Annotated in this window: 13 protein-coding genes; all 13 read left to right on the top strand. The window is 53.9% G+C overall.

The window, feature by feature from the left end; translation table 11 throughout:
- Nucleotides 1-146: 146 nt before the first annotated feature.
- On the top strand, nt 147-506 hold the full coding sequence (locus tag INE92_RS21275) for a helix-turn-helix domain-containing protein (protein WP_048927461.1): 360 nt from the start codon (nt 147-149) through the stop codon (nt 504-506).
- 3 nt (nt 507-509) lie between these two features.
- Nucleotides 510-860, top strand: coding sequence for a helix-turn-helix domain-containing protein (locus INE92_RS21270; RefSeq protein WP_004308425.1), 351 nt, complete (start codon nt 510-512; stop codon nt 858-860).
- A gap of 20 nt (nt 861-880) precedes the next feature.
- Nucleotides 881-2470, top strand: coding sequence for a DUF3945 domain-containing protein (locus INE92_RS21265; protein ID WP_211421248.1), 1590 nt, complete (start codon nt 881-883; stop codon nt 2468-2470).
- Between the two features lie 59 nt (nt 2471-2529).
- Nucleotides 2530-4641: a type IA DNA topoisomerase gene (locus INE92_RS21260; RefSeq protein ID WP_211421247.1), complete on the top strand. Its 2112-nt coding sequence runs from the start codon at nt 2530-2532 to the stop codon at nt 4639-4641.
- Between the two features lie 168 nt (nt 4642-4809).
- Nucleotides 4810-5262, top strand: a complete 453-nt coding sequence (locus tag INE92_RS21255; RefSeq protein WP_005643884.1) for a DUF1896 domain-containing protein — start codon at nt 4810-4812, stop codon at nt 5260-5262.
- Nucleotides 5252-11032, top strand: coding sequence for an N-6 DNA methylase (locus tag INE92_RS21250; RefSeq protein WP_211421246.1), 5781 nt, complete (start codon nt 5252-5254; stop codon nt 11030-11032). The genes INE92_RS21255 and INE92_RS21250 overlap by 11 nt, the downstream gene beginning before the upstream one ends.
- A gap of 224 nt (nt 11033-11256) precedes the next feature.
- Nucleotides 11257-12339, top strand: a complete 1083-nt coding sequence (locus INE92_RS21245) for a helix-turn-helix domain-containing protein (RefSeq protein WP_202184690.1) — start codon at nt 11257-11259, stop codon at nt 12337-12339.
- 236 nt (nt 12340-12575) lie between these two features.
- Nucleotides 12576-13676 carry a DUF3575 domain-containing protein gene (locus INE92_RS21240; protein ID WP_048927463.1) on the top strand — a complete coding sequence of 367 codons (1101 nt, stop codon included), beginning with the start codon at nt 12576-12578 and terminating at the stop codon, nt 13674-13676.
- Nucleotides 13677-13692: 16 nt separating this feature from the next.
- Nucleotides 13693-14580, top strand: coding sequence for a FimB/Mfa2 family fimbrial subunit (locus INE92_RS21235; RefSeq protein ID WP_048927464.1), 888 nt, complete (start codon nt 13693-13695; stop codon nt 14578-14580).
- A gap of 20 nt (nt 14581-14600) precedes the next feature.
- Nucleotides 14601-15488, top strand: coding sequence for a fimbrillin family protein (locus INE92_RS21230; protein WP_048927465.1), 888 nt, complete (start codon nt 14601-14603; stop codon nt 15486-15488).
- A 34-nt stretch (nt 15489-15522) separates the two neighbouring features.
- Complete coding sequence (locus INE92_RS21225; protein WP_048927466.1) at nt 15523-17094, top strand: fimbrillin family protein; 1572 nt, start codon at nt 15523-15525, stop codon at nt 17092-17094.
- Between the two features lie 12 nt (nt 17095-17106).
- The gene (locus INE92_RS21220; RefSeq protein ID WP_048927467.1) at nt 17107-18789 is read left to right on the top strand and encodes a fimbrillin family protein; all 1683 of its coding nucleotides are present in this window, start codon (nt 17107-17109) and stop codon (nt 18787-18789) included.
- A gap of 65 nt (nt 18790-18854) precedes the next feature.
- Nucleotides 18855-20552, top strand: coding sequence for a fimbrillin family protein (locus INE92_RS21215; protein ID WP_048927468.1), 1698 nt, complete (start codon nt 18855-18857; stop codon nt 20550-20552).
- Nucleotides 20553-20580 lie beyond the last annotated feature (28 nt).

Below are 20580 nucleotides of genomic sequence, written 5' to 3'. Positions count from 1 at the left end.
CGCTATATGGCAGTTTGTTGCGCCGGTTGTCCGGGTTACGGAGTCACTTTCAAAGAAAATCTTACGTGAGTCACGTAGTGAGTTGTTAAAGCTCCTTTTGTTTATTGCCGAATTTTGCCGCAGAGAAACAAAAGAAAGGACAAAATATGAAAGTGATAACGATTGAAAGTTCCGCCTTCACCGCCCTGACGGAACAGATAGCCGAGATAGCGGTCTATGTGCGTGCCGTTTCCGGTGAGAGGAAGGGAGAGTCTTCCGACATGCTGCTCACCACCCGCGAGGCGGCGCACCTGCTGAACGTGAGTACCCGTACCCTCCAACGTATGCGCAGCGAACAGCGCATCGCCTATGTCGTGCTGCGCGGCAAATGCCGCTACCGCCGGTCGGAAATAGACCGTCTGCTCGCAGACTGCACCGTGGCAGAAGATACAGCGACACTGACGGAACTGAAACGCAACCACACGCTGCGCACGGGCGGCGGCAAACCCAAAGGAAGGAGGACATAAGATATGGAACTGCTTACACGAAACAATTTTGAGGACTGGATGCAGAAGCTGATGGAACGGCTCGACCGTCAGGACGAGCTGCTGCTCTCCCTGCGACCGTCCGGCAAAGCCCCGAACCCGATGGAAAGTATCAGGATGTTCGACAACCAAGACCTCTGCATGCTGCTCCAGATAAGCAAGCGTACCCTGCAGCGCTACCGCAGCATCGGTGCATTGCCGTACAAGACGCTCGGCAAAAAGACCTATTACAGCGAGGAGGACGTACTGACATTCCTCTCCGAACACGTAAAGGATTTCCGCAAGGAAGATATAGCCTTCTACAAGGCGCGTATCCATAATTTCTTTAATAAATAACCCATTAAAACATTTTTCAAATGGCAAAGAAAACAACAGAAAAAGACGTGCTGATAGTCCGCGACGAGAAGACGGGCGAGATTAGCGTGGTAGCCGGGCTTAACGCCGACGGCTCACCCAAGCGTACCCCCGCAAAGGCGGAGAACGCGCAGAGTTTCCTGCAATTCGACAGGCACGGAGACGTGCTGGACAACTTCTTCAAGAACTTCTTCCGGCAGTGCAAGGAACCCAGCCGCTTCGGTTTCTACCGTGTCGCGGCGGACCAAGCCGACAAGCTGCTGGAAGTTATCAAGGACTTGCTGAAAGACCCCGAGGGCAACAAGGAGATGCTTGCGCCCCACAAGGTGGACACCTCCGGCTACGAAAAGAAAGTACAGGAGGAGCAGTCCGCCGAAAAGCAGGAACAACCGGAACAGAAACAAGATGACGAACCTAAAAAACAGGAAGAAATGGAACAGAAAAACGAACAGAATCAGAAAAGCCCACAGCAGGCGCAGAGCAACCGGGGCTACCAACCCATCGACGAGAGCAAGATCAACTGGAAGGAGTTGGAGGAGAAATGGGGCGTGAAGCGCGACGACCTTGAAAAGTCGGGCGACCTTGACCGGATGCTCAACTACGGCAAGTCCGACTTGGTGAGGGTGTCGCCCAATTTCGGCGGAGAGGCTTTCGAGCTGGATGCCCGCCTCTCCTTCAAGAAGGACGGCGAGGGCAACGTCAGCCTTGTGCCGCACTTCATCCGCAAGGAGCAGAAACTCGACGAGTACAAGGAACACAAGTTCTCCGACGACGACCGGAAGAACCTGCGCGAAACGGGCAACCTCGGCAGGGTTGTGGACCTCGTGGACAGGGAAACGGGCGAGATCATCCCCTCGTTCGTCAGCATCGACCGCAAGACGAACGAAATCACAGATGTCCCGGCAAACAAGGTGCGCATACCGGAGCGCATCGGCAAGACGGAAATCACCAAGCAGGAGCAGGACATGCTGCGTGCCGGGCTGCCTGTGCGCGACAAACTCATCGAGCGCAAAGACGGCAGGAAGTTCGTCACCACCCTGCAAGTGAACGTGGAGCAGCGCGGCGTGGAGTTCGTGCCGGGAATCGGCAGGTCGCCACGTGCCGCACAAGCACAGGAAGCCAAGAACAACCCCACACAGGGACAGGCGCAGGGTACGGAAAACACAGCCAACACGAACAAGGAGCAACGCCGCAACACGTGGACGAACGCCGACGGCAGCATCCGCCCCATCAGCAAATGGAGCGGCGTGGACTTCACCGAGCAGCAGAAAGCCGACTACGTGGCTGGCAAAGCCGTGAAACTGGAGAACGTGACCGACAAGCAGGGCTTCCACGCCACGATGTACATCAGGTTCAACCCGGAGAAGGGACGCCCGTACCGCTACGACACCAACCCCGACAACGCGCAGAAGGTCGCGCCTTCCAACGAGAGCCGCACGCAGGTGGCGGTGAACAGCGAGGGCAAGACCAACGAGGCTACCAAGAACCTGAAGGAGCCGTTGCGGAAGGGACAGACCGCCCCGAAGGACACCGCACAGCAACAGCAGCAGGAGAAGCCGCAAAAGAAAAACAATAAGGGCATGAAGATGTAATCCGGTGTCCGCCACTAAATCCGAAGTAACATTTGTAAAATTCAAAACGACAGAAAAATATGAAGACAATCATTGCAGAAAAGCCGTCTGTGGCACGTGAGATCGCCCGTATCGTGGGCGCGGCAAAGAGAGAGGAAGGATATTTCGAGGGAGGCGGCTACGCCGTGACATGGGCGTTCGGACACCTCGTGCAGCTTGCCATGCCCGACGGTTACGGCATACGCGGCTTTGTCCGTGACAACCTGCCCGTCATACCCGACACCTTCACGCTCGTCTCCCGTCAGGTAAAGACGGAGAAGGGCTACAAGCCTGACAGCAGCGTGGTGGCGCAGATTAAAACCGTCGCCCGGCTATTCAAGGAAAGCGAACAGATCATCGTGGCGACCGATGCCGGACGCGAGGGTGAGCTTATCTTCCGCTACCTCTACCATTATACCGGATGCACCACCCCGTTCGTCCGCCTCTGGATAAGCTCGCTTACCGACAAGGCTATCCGCGAGGGACTGCGCAACCTCGAAGCGGGCGACAAATACGACAACCTCTATCTTGCCGCCAAAGCACGGAGCGAATCAGACTGGCTCGTGGGCATCAACGGCACGCAGGCACTCTCCATCGCCGCCGGACACGGCACTTACTCCGTCGGGCGGGTGCAGACACCCACGTTGGCGATGGTGTGCGCACGCTATTGGGAGAACCGCCGCTTTACCCCCGAAGCCTTCTGGCAGCTCCATATCGCAACGGACGGCTGCGATGAAGGAACGGTGAAGTTTTCCTCTTCCGAAAAATGGAAAGAGAAAGAGTCCGCGACGGAACTGTATAATAAGGTGAAGTCGGCAGGCACAGCCACCGTCACGAAAGCCGAACGCAAGGAGAAGACGGAGGAAACACCGCTCCTGTACGACCTGACCACGCTCCAGAAGGAAGCCAACGCCAAGCATGGCTTCACGGCGGAACAGACGCTTGAAATCGCGCAGAAGCTCTACGAGAAGAAGCTCATCACCTATCCGCGAACCGGAAGCCGCTACATTCCCGAAGACGTGTTCGCGGAAATCCCCAAGCTGCTTGCCTTCACCGGCAGCCTGCCCGAATGGAAGGGCAAGTTGCAGCCGAAAGCCGTGCCGACACGCCGCAGCCTGGACGGCGGCAAGGTGACAGACCACCATGCCCTGCTCGTCACGGGCGAGAAGCCGCTGTTCCTCTCCAAAGAGGACAGCACCGTCTATCACATGATAGCCGGGCGCATGCTTGAGGCTTTCTCCGAAAAATGCGTCAAGGACACTGCCACCGTCACGGCAGAGTGTGCCGGAGTGGAGTTCGTGGCAAAAGGCAGCATCATCAGGCAAGCCGGATGGCGTGCCGTCTATGGCAAGGAGAATGGAGAAGAGAACAACAGCCAAGAGGAAACCGCCGCCATTCCCTGTTGGCAGGAAGGCGACACGCTGGCACTGAAAGCCGCCTCCATCACGGAGGGAAAGACCAAACCCAAGCCGCTGCATACCGAAGCCACCCTGCTGTCCGCGATGGAAACGGCTGGCAAGGAGATAGAGGACGACGCATTGCGGCAGGCTATGAAGGATTGCGGTATCGGCACGCCCGCCACCCGTGCGTCCATCATCGAAACGCTTTTCAAGCGCGGCTATATGGAACGCTGCAAGAAGTCGCTTGTCCCCACCGAAAAAGGGCTTGCCCTCCACTCGGTCGTGAAGGCGATGCGTATTGCCGATGTCGCCATGACGGGCGAATGGGAAAAGGAATTGGCACGCATCGAGCGTGGGGAACTGCCCGCCGATGACTTCCGCAGGAAGATTGAGGCATATACACGGGAAATTACCTCCGAACTGCTGTCGTGCGACAAGCTGTTCGCCCGCAGGGATTCCGGCTGCAAGTGTCCCAAGTGCGGAGCGGGGACGATGCAGTTTTACGGCAAGGTCGTCCGCTGCGACAACGCGGAGTGCGGTCTGCCCGTGTTCCGCCTGAAAGCAAACCGCACCCTCTCTGATGATGAAATCAAAAACCTGCTCACCGACGGACACACGAAACTGCTCAAAGGATTCAAGAGCAAGCAGGGCAAGAGTTTTGATGCCGTAGTCGCCTTTGACGGGGACTATAACACGGTTTTCGTGTTCCCAGAAAGGAAAAGTAAAGCGACCTCTGCGAAAAGAAGAAAATAAATGTTTAACTTTGCCACTGGTTCAGAGTAATGAATTGTTCTTCGATACCGGATTACACTCATACTTTGGATTTAGTGGTGGCACTCGGAGGGATACCGGGTGCCTTTTTCTTCTCGTTTTCCAACGATTATCCCTATCATCATTATCAATCCACTAAATTCCAAAGAAATGAACAACAAGAAGAAAAACGAGGGTCGGACCGACTTTTCCTATTACGGTCTGTACCTGCTGGACTACCTCACCACGAACAAGTTCGAACAGGCAGCCGATGAAGCCTTCATCCGAGAAAGAACCGACCGTGCCGCCGAAGCGTATGAACGGGCAAGGCTCGAAGGCTATCCTGCCGACGGGGCGCAGGAACTGGCGATGAAGGTGCTGACGGAGGGCCTTCGCTACTCCAAGCACGCCATCCTGCGCGAAGTCGTGGAGAACGAATTTGCGGGTGAAGTACCGGGAGAAAAATGTGAAGCCTTTACCCAGAAGCTGCTACCGCTTGTCGGAAACGTATTCTCCATCTATGACCTCTCGGACGACAATTTCGCCCTGTCGCCCGAATATGACCTGCTCTACACGGAGCTGACGGGAGCCGTCATCCTCTATATCGAAGAGTATGGCGTTTAACCGCAAACAGAGACTGCGGGACAACATCGAGGCGATACGGACGGCATTCCTCCTTGACAGGGAACAGCGCACACCCACCGCACGCGAACGGCTCTTGTTAGAACGTTATTGCGGTTTCGGGGGACTGAAGAACATACTCAACCCTGCAAGGGAACTGACGGATGCCGTCCACTGGGCGAAGTCCGACCTCGAACTGTTTGCCCCTACCGTGGAACTGCACAGGTTGCTGCGGGAGAACACAAAAGACGAGACGGAGTACAAACGGAATATGGATGCCATGAAGCAGTCCGTGCTGACCGCCTTCTATACCCCGCCGGAGATAACCGGGACCATCGCGGACGTGCTGCATGAACACGGCATCCGTCCCGACCGGGTGCTGGAGCCGTCGGCAGGTGTCGGTGCATTCGTGGACGCCGTGCTGGAGAACAGACCGGACGCGGACATCATGGCTTTTGAGAAAGACCTGATGACGGGCAAGATACTGAAGCACCTGCATCCCGGACAGAAAGTAAGGGTACAGGGCTTCGAGAAGATAGAAAAGCCGTTCATGAACCATTTTGATTTGGCTGTCTCCAATATACCGTTTGGCGATGTGGCGGTGTTCGACCCGGATTTTTCGGGCAGCAAGGATCCTGCAAGGCTCTCGGCGGCACGGACGATACACAATTACTTTTTCCTGAAAAGCCTTGACGCGGTGCGTGAAGGCGGAATCGTGGCGTTCATCACCTCGCAGGGGGTACTGGATGCCCCGACCAACGCGCCCATACGCGAGTATATGATGAACCATGCCAATCTGGTGGGCGTAGCCCGCCTGCCGAACAACCTCTTTACGGATAACGCGGGAACGGAGGTGGGCAGCGACCTGATTATCCTGCAAAAGAACAGCGGAAAGAACGGTGAACTGTATTACAACGAAAAACTCTTCGTGCAGACCGAACAGACCCCTATCGGCACTTCCGTAAATGGGTATGTATGGAGCATCGGCTCGCTTTCACACACGGATTTGATCAGAAGTACCGACCCGTACGGGAAACCAGCCTATAAACTCCTGCACTGTGGGGACATCGCACAACTGGCGGAAGACTTGCGGGAGCATCTGAAAATAGAACTGCAACAACTTGACAGGAAACTGTATGAGAGACACAGGCTGCATCCGACAAAGGAGGAAAGCACGGCTGCGGAAGTGCAACCTGCTCCGAAAACAGAAAAGGTATCACCTTCTGTAATAGCCCCCGTTTCTGTAATTGAGCCTGTCAAGGGAGTGGAGAAGCCGCAGGCACAGCCCATAGAGGAAAAGCCGGAGATTGAGCCGCGCCAACCCAATCATTCGTCAGCCGTGCAGCTTACCCTGCTCGACCTTTGGGGTATGCCCATAGAGGAACCGGTAAAAAAGAAAAAGGCAGCGAAAAAGGAAAGCAAGCCGAAGCCTATGCCGTCCACGCCTAAACCGCAAGTCAAAGTTACTCCACCCGTTGAAGCCGCCAAGCCGATAAACGGTAATAAGGAAGAAAAGCCGGAAAATGCCGAAAAGCCAAACGACCCGGACGACATTTACGCCACTCTGGATTGGGAAACCAATCCTCCCATCAACGGCTTCTATGAGACAATGATGAGCCTGACAGCGGAACGGCGCAAGGCCCTACGGCTTGAGGCAGAACGGCACAGGCAGGAACAACTGAAAAAGATGGGTATCAAAGACACGTTGAACCCTGCTTTTGCGCCTTCTTCGGACAATATGGATAAAAAGCCGGAACAAACGGAAGAAATAAAGCAACCTGAAACACCGGCAGAAGTTGTGCCTACTTCCGAAACGGTTGCCACTTCCCTGTTCCCGGAACTTGAAACGGAAAAGCCGAAGGAGGAAGTCATGGACCTTTCTCCCCGTCCGTTCAACGGCCTGCTGGAGCCACACCACCGTGACGGCTCGATGGTGCTGGATGCTTCACGCAATCTCGGTTACCTGAAAGACCTCACGCCTTACGGTGCGACCTTCCAACCGCTCGACCTCCGTGGCTATCAAAAAGAGAAAGCGATGCTGTATATATCGCTCCGTGACGCTTACGAACGTCTGTATAGCCACGAGACGGAGAACCATACGGAACACAAACCGCAGCGCGGGTATCTCAACACCTACTACGATGAGTTTGTCATGCGTTACGGTAACCTCAACGCCAGACAGAACGTGAAACTGGTGATGATGGATGCCGGAGGGCGCGACATCCTTTCGCTGGAACGTGCGGAGGACGGCAAGTTTGTCAAGGCGGACATCTTCGACCGTCCCGTTTCCTTCTCGGTGGAGAGCCGTGTCAATGCAGGCTCTCCCGAAGAAGCCTTGTCCGCATCGCTCAACAAGTTCGGCACGGTCAATCTCGGCTATATGCGGGAGATAACCGACACTACGGAAGAGGAACTGCTTGGTGCCCTCAAGGGGCGCATCTTCTACAACCCGCTCGTAACCGGTTACGAAATCAAAGACCGCTTCATCGCGGGGAACGTGATAGAGAAGGCGGAACGCATAGAGGGCTGGATGGAGGACAATCCCGAAAGTGAGCGGATGCCGGAGGTGAAACAGGCGTGGGAGGCATTGAAGGAAGCCGAACCGCAGCGCATAGCCTTTGAAGACCTCGACTTCAACTTCGGTGAACGCTGGATTCCCACGGGCGTGTATGCCGCATACATGAGCCATCTTTTCGACACGGACGTGAAAATCGCCTATTCCGCCAGCATGGACGAATTTTCCGTGGCGTGCGGCTACCGCACCATGAAGATCACGGACGAGTTTTTAGTAAAGGGCTATTACCGGAACTATGACGGTATGCACCTGTTGAAGCACGCCCTGCACAACACCTGCCCCGACATGATGAAAAGTATCGGCAAGGACGAGAACGGCAACGACATCAAGGTACGCGACAGCGAGGGCATACAGCTCGCCAACGCGAAGATAGACGAAATCCGTAACGGGTTCTCCGAATGGTTGGAAGAACAGTCGCCGCAGTTCAAGGAACGGCTCACGACGATGTATAACCGCAAGTTCAACTGTTTCGTGCGCCCGAAGTATGACGGCTCGCACCAGACTTTTCCCAACCTCAACCTGAAAGGGCTGGCAAGCCGGGGAATCAAGAGCGTTTACCCGTCGCAGAAGGATTGCGTCTGGATGCTGAAACAGAACGGCGGCGGGATCTGCGACCACGAGGTGGGAACCGGCAAGACGCTGATAATGTGCATAGCGGCACATGAGATGAAGCGTCTGAACTTGGCGCACAAGCCGATGATTATCGGGCTGAAAGCGAATGTGGCGGAGATTGCCGCCACCTATCAGGCGGCATATCCCAATGCGAGGATTCTCTACGCTTCTGAAAAGGATTTCTCGACCGCCAACCGCATGCGTTTTTTCAACAACATCAAAAATAACGATTACGATTGCGTCATCATGTCGCACGACCAGTTCGGCAAGATACCGCAGTCACCGGAGTTGCAGCAGCGCATCCTGCAGGCGGAGCTTGACACGGTGGAGGAAAACCTCGAAGTCTTGCGGCAGCAGGGCAAGAACGTGTCGCGGGCGATGCTGAAAGGGCTGGAGAAGCGCAAGCACAACCTTGTGGCGAAGCTGGAGAAGGTGGAACACGCTATCAAGTCCCGCACGGATGATGTGGTGGACTTCAAGCAGATGGGCATCGACCACATCTTCATTGACGAGAGTCACCAGTTCAAGAACTTGACTTTCAACACCCGTCATGACCGTGTGGCGGGATTGGGAAACTCGGAAGGAAGCCAGAAGGCCCTGAATATGCTCTTTGCCATCCGTACCATACAGGAACGCACGGGCAAGGACTTGGGGGCTACGTTCCTTTCGGGCACGACCATTTCCAACAGTCTGACGGAACTGTACCTGCTCTTCAAATACCTGCGCCCCAACGAACTGGAACGGCAGGACATCCGCTGTTTCGATGCTTGGGCTGCCATCTTCGCCAAAAAGACGACCGATTTTGAGTTCAACGTAACGAACAATATCGTTCAGAAGGAGCGTTTTCGCTATTTCATCAAGGTGCCGGAGCTTGCCGCCTTCTACAACGAGATTACCGACTACCGCACGGCGGAGGATGTAGGTGTGGACAGACCAAACAAGAATGAGAGACTGCACCACATACCGCCCACACCGGAGCAGGAGGACTTCATACAGAAGCTGATGCAGTTTGCCAAAACCGGCGATGCCACTCTGCTTGGCAGGTTACCCCTGTCGGAAACGGAGGAAAAGGCGAAGATGCTCATCGCCACCGACTACGCGAGAAAGATGGCTCTTGATATGCGCATGATAGACCCGAACTACGAGGACCATCCCGACAACAAGGCAAGCCATTGTGCCAAGATGATTGCAGAGTATTACCACAAGTACGAGGCGCACAAGGGTACGCAGTTCGTGTTCTCCGACTTGGGGACATACCAGCCGGGGGAAGGATGGAACGTGTACAGCGAGATAAAACGCAAGTTGGTGGAGGATTACGGCATACCGGCAAGTGAGGTGCGCTTCATTCAGGAGTGTAAGACGGATAAGGCTCGTAAGGCGGTGATAGATGCCATGAACGCCGGGACGGTGCGCGTGCTGTTCGGCTCCACAAGTATGCTCGGAACGGGCGTGAATGCGCAGAAAAGATGTGTCGCCATCCATCACCTTGATACACCGTGGCGACCGTCCGACCTGCAACAGCGTGACGGACGGGGTGTTAGAGCCGGGAACGAGATTGCCAAGCATTTTGCCGAGAATAACGTGGATGTCATCATCTACGCGGTGGAAAAGTCGCTGGACAGCTACAAGTTCAATCTGCTGCACTGCAAGCAGACGTTCATATCGCAGCTCAAAAGTGGAGCGATGGGCGCACGTACCATCGACGAGGGAGCAATGGACGAAAAATCGGGTATGAACTTCTCGGAGTATATGGCGTTGCTCTCCGGCAATACCGACCTTTTGGATAAGGCGAAATTAGAGAAGCGTATCGCCTCGCTCGAAGGGGAACGCAAGTCGTGGGGCAAGGGCAAGCGCGATTCGGAGTTCAAGCTGGAATCCAAGACGGGAGAACTGCGCAACAACACGGCTTTCATCGAAGCCATGACGGAAGACTGGAACCGTTTTCTTTCCGTTGTGCAGACTGATAGGGAAGGCAGTCGTCTTAATCTTGTCAAGGTGGACGGCGTGGATTCAACGGATGAGAAGGTCATCGGTAAGCGTTTGCAGGAAATCGCCAAGAACGCCATGACTGGTGGACTGTACAAGGCTGTCGGGGAACTTTACGGCTTTCCGATAAAGGTGGTCAGCGAGAGGACACTCAAAGAAGGTCTGGAGTTCACCGACAACCGCTTCGTGGTGGAGGGCAACTACAAGTACACCTACAACAACGGGCATCTGGCGATGGCAGACCCGATTGCTGCCGCACGAAACTTTCTGAACGCATTGGAGAGGATTCCGACCATCATCGACCAGTACAAGTCTAAGAACGAAGTGCTGGAAAAGGAGATTCCGCAGTTGCAGGAGATAGCGGGCAAGGTGTGGAAGAAGGAGGACGAGCTGAAACAGCTGAAGTCCGAACTCGCCGCACTGGACCGCAAGATACAGCTTGAGCTGGCTCCGGCTCAGGAAAACACGGAAGAGAACCGGCAAGGCAACGAGAAAAAACAGACGGAACAACAGCCGGAAAGCCCGCACGTGGACTTTGTACGCAGTCATTTAATTATAGGGAGACCCGGTTTATCGGAATCCAAAGGTGTAAAACTTTAATATCGAAGTCTTGACAGAAAAAGCCAGTGGTTGAATTTTTTCACCACTGGCTTTAATTCTAATAATTTTTCAATCTAATATGACCGAATCTATAACGTTAAATCATAGATTATGTGTCTATTTGTGAAGAAAAAGACGTAACTTTGTATCAAAATCAAATAAGCATAACAATGGAGCCATCTATATCTATATACAGTTTTTCACTTTATACCGCACTGCCGTTGATGTTATTCTTCGGCTTTTATTTTTTGTTTGCAAAGACTCCTGAAAAGAAAATTTTCAAGAATTATCTCCGCTCCCGACAGATTATGGGTATAGCTATGCTGCTGCTTTCGGCAAATTATTCGGTACATTTCTTCTTTGGTATCCGATTCAAAAATGCGGATTCTGCCATATTGATGAACATGTCCACATACTTCCTGTGCTATTCTCTGTTCAGTTCGGCATTGATAATGTTGCTTGATCGTTTTTACATTACCAAACGGCGTGTGTGGACACATATCATTTTATGGATTATATTTTCAACTCTTTCCGGAGTTGTGTTGTTCCTGTTGCCAAGCGGAATCATGCAAAAATTCTCTTTATTTGCTTTAGCTGTATGGTTAGTCGTTTTTGGAGTCGTTTTAGCTCGCAGAGTCATAATTGCATACCGTAGAGCCATTCGGATTTTCAATGAAACTCAGGCGGATGATATAGGTACATATATCGAATGGCTTTCCATATTCACTTATTGGGCTGTTATCTTCGGTGTCGGATGCGGATTGCTGACATTTCTGCCAGACAAATTTGTTTTTATCTGGATTTTGTCGTCAATACCGTTCTACAGCTATCTTTTCTACAGCTATCAGAACTACCTGCTGTTCTATGAACAGGTGGAAAATGCTTTTGAGCAAGATATACAGTCTGAAGAAGAACTTCTGACAGATACAGAAACAGAACCTAAAATAGTTTCTGAGAAAGAAGTTCCAGTGTCCTATACAGAAATTATAGAGAAAGTGGCCAACTGGATAAAGACAGACGGCTATGTCCAGCAGGGACTTACCATAAAAGAACTGTCCGAAATACTTCATACGAACCGTACCTATCTTTCCGCTTATATCAAGACTACGTATAAAATGACATTCCGCGAATGGATAACCGGTCTCCGGTTGGAGTATGCGAAAAACATGCTGAAGGAGCATCCGGAAATCAATATACAGAAGCTGGCTGAGTCCTCCGGTTTTCTTTCCCGCAGTAACTTTATCAAATTATTTTCCGAGAAGGAAGGATGTACGCCTGCCAAATGGAAAAAAGCAAATCGGGAATAATTTGTGTACTAAAAAACATTGAAAAAGGTCTCAGAAACCCATTTCCCAAAAGTGCTCAAACGACAAAAAAAGTGCTAATTCGACAAAAAGGTGCTCTAACGACAATTTGAAAAGTGCTCAAACGACTATTTTTCATAAAACGCTGTATTTCAACAGAAAAAGTTTTTGTAATATTTTGGGCGCTGAATGGCATTTATTACCTTTGGAGAAGACAAAGATAATAAATTCAAGTTTATATGAGCAGAAAAATCACTTTTCTTACCCTGTTTCTGTGGCTGATGACGGTAACTTTTCCTGTCATTGCGCAGCAGAAAGCAGACACGACCTACACCTTCCGCTTTGTTCCGCAGAAGGACATGTTCTACGTGCCTTGGAATGGCAACGACACGGAACTTGCCCGCCTGTTGGAATGTATCGAAAACAACAAAACCACAATTCTTGACGGCAAGCTGCCGCTATTGGTTGACGGCTACTGCAATTCGCTGGGCGGTGAAGCCGAGAACCTTGCAACAGCGAAGATCCGTGCCAATCGAGTAAAATCAGAACTGATTACACGCGCGAAAATCAAGGAAGAAAACTTCATTACCCACAATCATGCGACAGGGGGTGATTTTGTAATCGTGCGCCTGACGGTACTGGTAAAGGAAACAGCCGTGACGGATGCGGAAGCGGAAGCACGACGCAAGGCGGAAGCCGAACGACTGGCAGCCGAGAAGCGTGCCGAGCAGGAACGGCTTGCCGAAGAGCAACGTAAAGCGGAAGAAGCCCGACTTGCCGCTGAAAAGGCAGAAGCTGAGAAAGCCGCTCAACAAAATACACTTGCCGACACGCCGTCAGAAACCAAAATCACAACTGATTATCATCTCTCCCTGCGTGCCAACCTGCTGCGCTGGGCTACCCTGACACCCGACCTTGGCGTGGAATGGCGCATCTGCCCATCGTGGGGCATTGCCGTAAACGGCTCGTGGACTTCATGGACGTGGAGCGACAAGGACCACCGCTATGCACTCTGGGAAGTGGCTCCGGAAGTACGTTACTATATGGGTGAGAAGAAAGCCTGGTATCTGGGCGCGATGTTCAAGGCCGGACAGTTCAACTACAAGCTCTCCGAAACAGGCAAGCAGGGCGACCTGATGGGTGGCGGCATCACCGCTGGCTATCAGCTGAGGCTGAACAAGGCACTGGCTCTTGATTTCAACCTCGGTTTGGGCTACCTGAATGCCGATTTCGAAAAATATGAAGTCATCGACGGTGTACGTGTACGCCGCGGCAACGAAACAAAAGATTGGTGGGGCCCCATCAATGCCGGTGTGACATTGGTATGGAAGTTATTCTAACACGGAGGAATAGAATATGAAAGCAAGACAATATATAAATATGATGGGAATGGCAGCCGCCGTGCTGCTCTCTTCCTGCGTGAAGGACACGCTTTATGACACGCCGCATCCCGACTACGGGAAGATTGCGGTGACAGCCGACTGGTCGGCCCGCGGTGAGGGTATCGACATACCTGCCACATGGACGGTCACCATGGGCGACTATACGGGTACGGAGACTTCCGCCACCCATGCCCCCGACCATCTGTTTGCTCCGGGCAGCTACACCCTTGCGGTGTGGAACCCAACTGAAGGAATCACGGTAAATGGTACCACCGCCACCATTGCCGCAGCCACGGGAAACCGGGCAGGCACGGATGCCTTTGTGAACAATGCCCCGGGATGGTTCTTCACCTATACGAAACAGGTGAGCATCGAGAAAGACAAGGACTATCCGCTGACCGCCGCAATGAAGCAGCAGGTACGCGAATTGACGCTTGTCGTCGAACCTACTGGTGATGCCGCCAGACGCATCACGGAGATTGTTGCCCATCTGACGGGTGCAGCCGGAACACTCGACTTCGCTACCGATACCTACGGAGCCGCTTCGAACGTCGTGCTGCCCTTCACCAAGATTACCGAAGGTGACGATGCCGGCAAGTGGAAAGCCACGGTGCGGCTGCTGGGTGTGACCGGTACGGAACAACTGCTGAAGGGTGAAATCCGCTATGCTGACGGCAACCCGACCCCCACCACGCTGAAAAGCGACCTTACGGAAGCCCTCAAGGAGTTCAACACCGGAAAGGGCGAATCGCTGACCCTCAGCGGAACGCTGGTTGAGACTCCCGAAGGCATGGAAGTGGACGGAGCCGAAATCAACGGCTGGGAAGAAGTGAAAGGTGATGATGTAAATGCTGATTTGTAAATAATAAAATTATAGATATAATGAAGACGAGATTTTTTACACTTGCAACGCTCGCCCTCGCACTGGCAGCCTGCAACAACGACAACGAGAACCTGAACGGTGACCCCGTGGCCGCCCAGTTTACCGCCAACATCGCCCCCGCCACCCGCGCCAGCGGAACCACCTGGACTGGCGGCGACCGTATCGGCATCACCGACATCGGCAACGATTCCCAGTACGGCAACGTGCCTTTCATCCTGAAAAACGGGAAATTTGAGGCAGAAGGAAAGGTTATCTATATCGAAGATACAAAGACCCATACTTTCCGCGCCTACTATCCGTACAACACGACGGGAGGCATCCTCGCAGCCACGACCGATGCCACGGCGCAGCAAAACAAGCCTGCCATCGACTTCCTCTTTGCTTCAGGAGCCACGGGAGACAAAAACAACCCGGTAGTAAGCTTTACCGACAAAACCGCCAAAGGCGGTGAAGACAACTCCTTCCACCACCGCATGAGCCAGATAACCCTTACCTTCGAGGCGGGCGACGGCGTGGATTTCAGCGTGGTCAAGCCTGAACGTTACACGCTAGACGGATTGTTACTCACCGGTACGTTCAACACGGCCGACGGTATTGCCACCGCAGACAACGGAGTACAGACCGGAGAACTGGCCATGAATCTGGCAGACGGCAATCTCACGTCATCGATCATCCTCTTCCCGCAGACAGTTGCATCCCTGCCGTTGGTTGTGAATTACAAAGGTCAGGAATATCATGCCACACTCACCATGCCCGAAGGCGCACTGCTGGCGGGCAACAACTATACCTATACCGTCAAGGTACGCAACAAAGTCCTTGAAGTCAGCGAAGCCACCATTGCAAAGTGGAACGATATAGACGGTGGAGATGTGGGTGCTGACCTGTAGGATTTTAATAATTAATCGATTAGAATAAAGAATTATGAGACATAGATTATTTATCCCCGCAGCCACCGCACTGCTGTTCGCCCTCGCCGCCTGCACGCAGGACGAACTTGCTGATGATAACCGTCTGCCCGAAGGTGAATACCCCGTCGTCATCCGTGCCACCGGACTGTCCGTAGAAGCAACGCCGCTGGCAGCCCATTCCACCCGTGCCGCTGTGGACGGCGACTGGCAGGGCGTCACTTCCGTGGCACTCAAGATGGGCGATGCGGTAAAGGAATACACCGTTACGGCTTCTACCGATTTCAAGAGTGCCACGCTTTCACGCGAGAACGCCCCGTACTACTGGACCAGCCGCGACCCGATTACCGTATCGGCATGGTGGCCCTTCGACAATGCCGACATCACACAGATGCCTGCCGTGAAGGTGGCCGAAGACCAAAGCAAATTGACTGACTTCCAGAACAGCGACTTCATCTCTGCTGAGAACCGGAAGGTGGAATTTAACAACCCGACACTCGAATTTACCCACCGCACGGCACGCGTGACAATCGAACTGAAGCCCGGCACGGGATTCACGAGCGTCGCTGGTGCCACGGTGAGCCTCATGAGCCTGTCCGCCGATAACGGCAACCCGACCGCCATCAAGACCTACAACGCAAGCGGCAACACCTACGAGGCACTGACCGCCCCGCAGACCGTTGCGGCAGGCAAACCGTTCGTCAAGGTGGAACTCGGCGACGGCACCTTCTACTTCCGTCCGCAGAACAACGTCGTATTAGAAGCGGGCAGCCGCTATAAATATACCGTTAAGGTGAACGCCACCGGCTTGACGTTAGAGGGTTGCACCATCGGCAGCTGGGTTGACGGCGGCGGCGAGAGCGGCGAGGCTGAGGATTTGGGCTACATCTACGACAGCAACACCAAGACCTACACGGTCTATAACGCCAACGGCCTACTGGCATGGAACAAAGCCATACAAAAAGATGAATCGATAAATTGCACCCTCACCGCCGACATCGACCTGACGGGTAGGGAATGGACACGTTTAGACACATGGCCAGGCTACTCCGGCGTCTTTAATGGGCAGGGACACAGCATTACGGGATTAAACTTTTCAGCAGCGAGGTTTGGACTTTTTCTTTTTTTAAATCAAAGTGGAGTGATAAAGAACCTACAACTCATAGATGTGAATCTGGATGGCAGTAGTGGAGGAGCTGCTGGAATGGTGGACCGAAATCATGGCCAAATCATTGCCTGCTCTGTGACGGGAAAACTTACTGTACATAGTGGTGGTATAGCCAATGCAAATTATGGCGATATCATCGCTTGCTGGTTCAACGGCACATTGAAAGATGAGGCTGGCTGTGGAACTATAGTGCGTTTCAACTACAAGAATATAACTTCCTGTTATTGGGGAGGCAATGCCGAGCAAGGAGTACTCCGTAATGAAGGAGGAACGGTAGTTGCCACGAAGGTAGACGGCGCGACCGTGAAATGGCAGACAGCCGTCGACGGCATGAACACCGCCCTCACCGGCAACGACTACCAGTGGACACTCGGCACCGGCGGTCTGCCCGTACTGAAAAGAAACAATAAAAACCCCTAAACAACACGCATCATGAAACGAACAAACATCCATATATTCGCAGCCCTCGCCCTGCTGTTCGCCCTCGCCGCCTGCACGCAGGACGAAGCAGGCTTCCTGTCTGAAGGGGCGGAAGGCACACCCATCGTCTTCACCGCCACGGGGCTGAACCCCGCCGCGACAGCCACCGCCGGCACCCGTGCCCCGGTGGACGGCAATTGGGAGGGTGTGCAGAGCGTGGCAGTCCTGATGGACGGCACGGTGAAGGCATACGACGTGACGCCCACCAACGCCACGCTGACCTCCACCGACCCGCACTACTGGACCAACCACAAAGACATCACCGTCACGGCGTGGTGGCCCTACACCGCTGGTGAGACATCCCCGCCTGCGGTGAAGGTAAAAGCCAACCAAAGTGCCCGGAAAGACTTTGAGGGCAGCGACCTCATCGTAGCCGACGGGCAGACGGTGACCTACGGCAGCCCCACGCTCCGCTTCACCCACCGCACGGCGCGGGTGACCATCGTTCTGACGGACTACACCGAGGGGCTGGCATCCGTGCAGCTGACGGGTCTCTCCACCGAAGGCGGCAACCCAGCCGAAATCATCCCGTATGACAAGGGCAGCAACACCTACACCGCCCTCGTAGCCCCGCAAAGTGTAGCAGCTGGCACGGCCTTCATTACCTGCACCTTCACTAACGGCAAGACCTTCGTTTATAAGATGAAGAATGCTACCGACTGGCAGGCGGGCGGTGAATATACCTACACAGTCTCCCTCGCTGCGGCAAAAGACCCAGGATATACCATAGAGGGCAACGGCAGCTACACCGTGACCTCCGCTGATGGTCTGATGAATGTAGCCGAATTAGTGAACGGAGGTAAGACCGACATTAACATTACCCTCGACAAAAACATTGACCTGACGGGCAAAGACTGGACGCCGATAGGCACAAGCTTCGACAACTCATACACCGGCACCTTCGACGGCGGCGGCCATACCATCACGGGGCTGACCATTACGACAAAAGACCAATTTGTGGGTCTGTTCGGCTATCTCAATAGAGCTGGTACGGTGAAGAACGTGGTGATGGAGGGCATACAGATAACAAGCAATCACATGTTTGGCAATACTGGCGGCGTGGCAGGATTTAGCTGGGGCACCATTGAAAACTGCTCGGTGTCGGGCAGCGTCAGCGGCACGAAGTGCGTCGGCGGTGTGGTGGGTGCTCAAAAGGCCGGTTCCATCACCGGATGCAGCTCCTCGGCCACAGTGAAGGGAACGGTCGATGTCGGCGGCGTGGCAGGAGAAAAATGGGGCTCCATGACCGCTTGCTATGCCACAGGCAACGTAACCTTAGAAATAGACTCCCCAAAGAATCTCTCTGGCGGCGGTCTGGTGGGATTCAACGGAGGAAGCAGCGTCCTTGCCTGCTATGCCACGGGCAACGTAACCAGTACGGGTAGTAGCACTGGCAATGTACATATCGGCGGCTTTTTGGGAGATAACTACACCACCGTGACCGCCTGCTATTGGAAGAACAATCATGAACAAGGTATCGGCTACAATAACAAAGTCACCGAAGCCACGAAGGTGGACGGCACTGACGTTACCTGGCAGAAAGCCGTTGATGCCATGAACACCGCCTTGCAGACCGCAGGCTCAAAGTGGCGTTACGAACTTAACGGAGCATTGCCTACCTTGAGGAAGTTGTAAACCGTTGCGGGCGGAAAAGTTACGCCCGCAACGGAAAGAACCAGAGTAATAAAATAACAGATATTATGAGGATAAGATTTTTTGCACTTGCAGCGCTCGCCCTCTCACTCGCCGCCTGCACACAGGACGAAGCGGGCTTCCTACCAGAAGGGGCGGAAGGCACACCCATCGTCTTCACCGCCACGGGGCTGAACCCCGCCGCGACAGCCACCGCCGGCACCCGTGCCCCAGCGGATGGCAATTGGACGGGTGTGCAGAGCGTGGCAGTTCTGATGGACGGCACGGTGAAGACGTACAACGTGACGCCCTCCACCGTCGATCTCACCAGCGCCACGCTGACCTCCACCGACCCGTACTACTGGACCAACCACAACGACATCACCGTCACAGCGTGGTGGCCCTACACCGCTGGCGAGACAACCCCACCTGCGGTAAAGGTAAAAGCCAACCAAAGTACCCAGAAAGACTTTGATGGCAGTGACCTCATCGTAGCCGACGGACAGACGGTGACCTACGGTAGCCCCACGCTCCGCTTCACCCACCGCACGGCGCGAGTGACCGTCGTTCTGACGGACTACACCGAGGGGCTGGCATCCGTGCAGCTGACGGGTCTCTCCACCGAGAATGACAATCCAGATAAAATCACCCCGTATGACAAGGGCAGCAACACCTACATCGCCCTCGTAGCCCCGCAAAGTGTGGAAGCTGGCACGACCTTTATCACCTGCACCTTCACCAACGGCAAGGTCTTCGTTTATAAGATGAAGAATGCTACCGACTGGCAGGCGGGCGGTGAATATACCTACACCGTCTCCCTCGCTGCGGCAAAAGACCTGGGCTATACCATAGAGAGCGACGGCAGCTACACCGTGACCTCCGCCGACGGCCTGATGAATATAGCCAAATTAGTGAACGGAGGTAAGAGCGACATTAACATTACCCTCGACACAGACATTGACCTCACAGGCAAAGACTGGACACCGATAGGCACAGACTACGACAACTCATACAAAGGCACCTTCGACGGTGGCGGCCATACCATTACGGGGCTGACCTTTACGACAAATGACGAATATGCGGGTCTGTTCGGCTGGCTCAATAGAGCTGGTACGGTGAAGAACGTGGTGATGGAGGGCGTACAGATAACAAGCAATCAAATATATGGCGGCAGTATTGGCGGCGTGGTAGGATATAGCTGGGGCACCATTGAAAACTGCTCGGTGTCGGGCAGCGTCAGCGGCACGGTGTATGTCGGCGGTGTGGTGGGTGCTCAAATAGGCGGTTCCATCACCGGATGCAGTTCCTCGGCCACAGTGAAGGGAACGGTCGATGTCGGCGGCGTGGCAGGTCAGACGAATTCGAGTGCCACCCTGACCGCTTGCTATGCCACGGGCAACGTGACCATAGAAATAAACCCCGCAAAGAATATCGCTGGCGGCAGTCTGGTGGGAATGAACGCAGGAAGCAGCCTCCTTGCCTGCTATGCCACGGGCAACGTAACCAGTACGGGTAGTAGCACTGGCAAAGTACATATCGGCGGCTTTTTGGGAAATAACTACACCACCGTGACCGCCTGCTATTGGAAAAACAATCATGAACAAGGCATCGGCTACAATAGGGAAAGCACCGGAGCCACGAAGGTGGACGGCTTTGTCGTTACCTGGCAGAAAGCCGTTGATGCCATGAACACCGCCTTGCAGAACGCAGGCTCAAAGTGGCGTTACGAACTTAAAGGAGCATTGCCTACCTTGAGGAAGCAGTAAGCCGTTGCGGACGGAAATGTTCCGCCCG

The organism is Bacteroides xylanisolvens (assembly GCF_018289135.1).
Classification (GTDB): Bacteria; Bacteroidota; Bacteroidia; order Bacteroidales; family Bacteroidaceae; genus Bacteroides; species Bacteroides xylanisolvens.
This window is presented reverse-complemented; position numbering and strand designations above follow the sequence as displayed.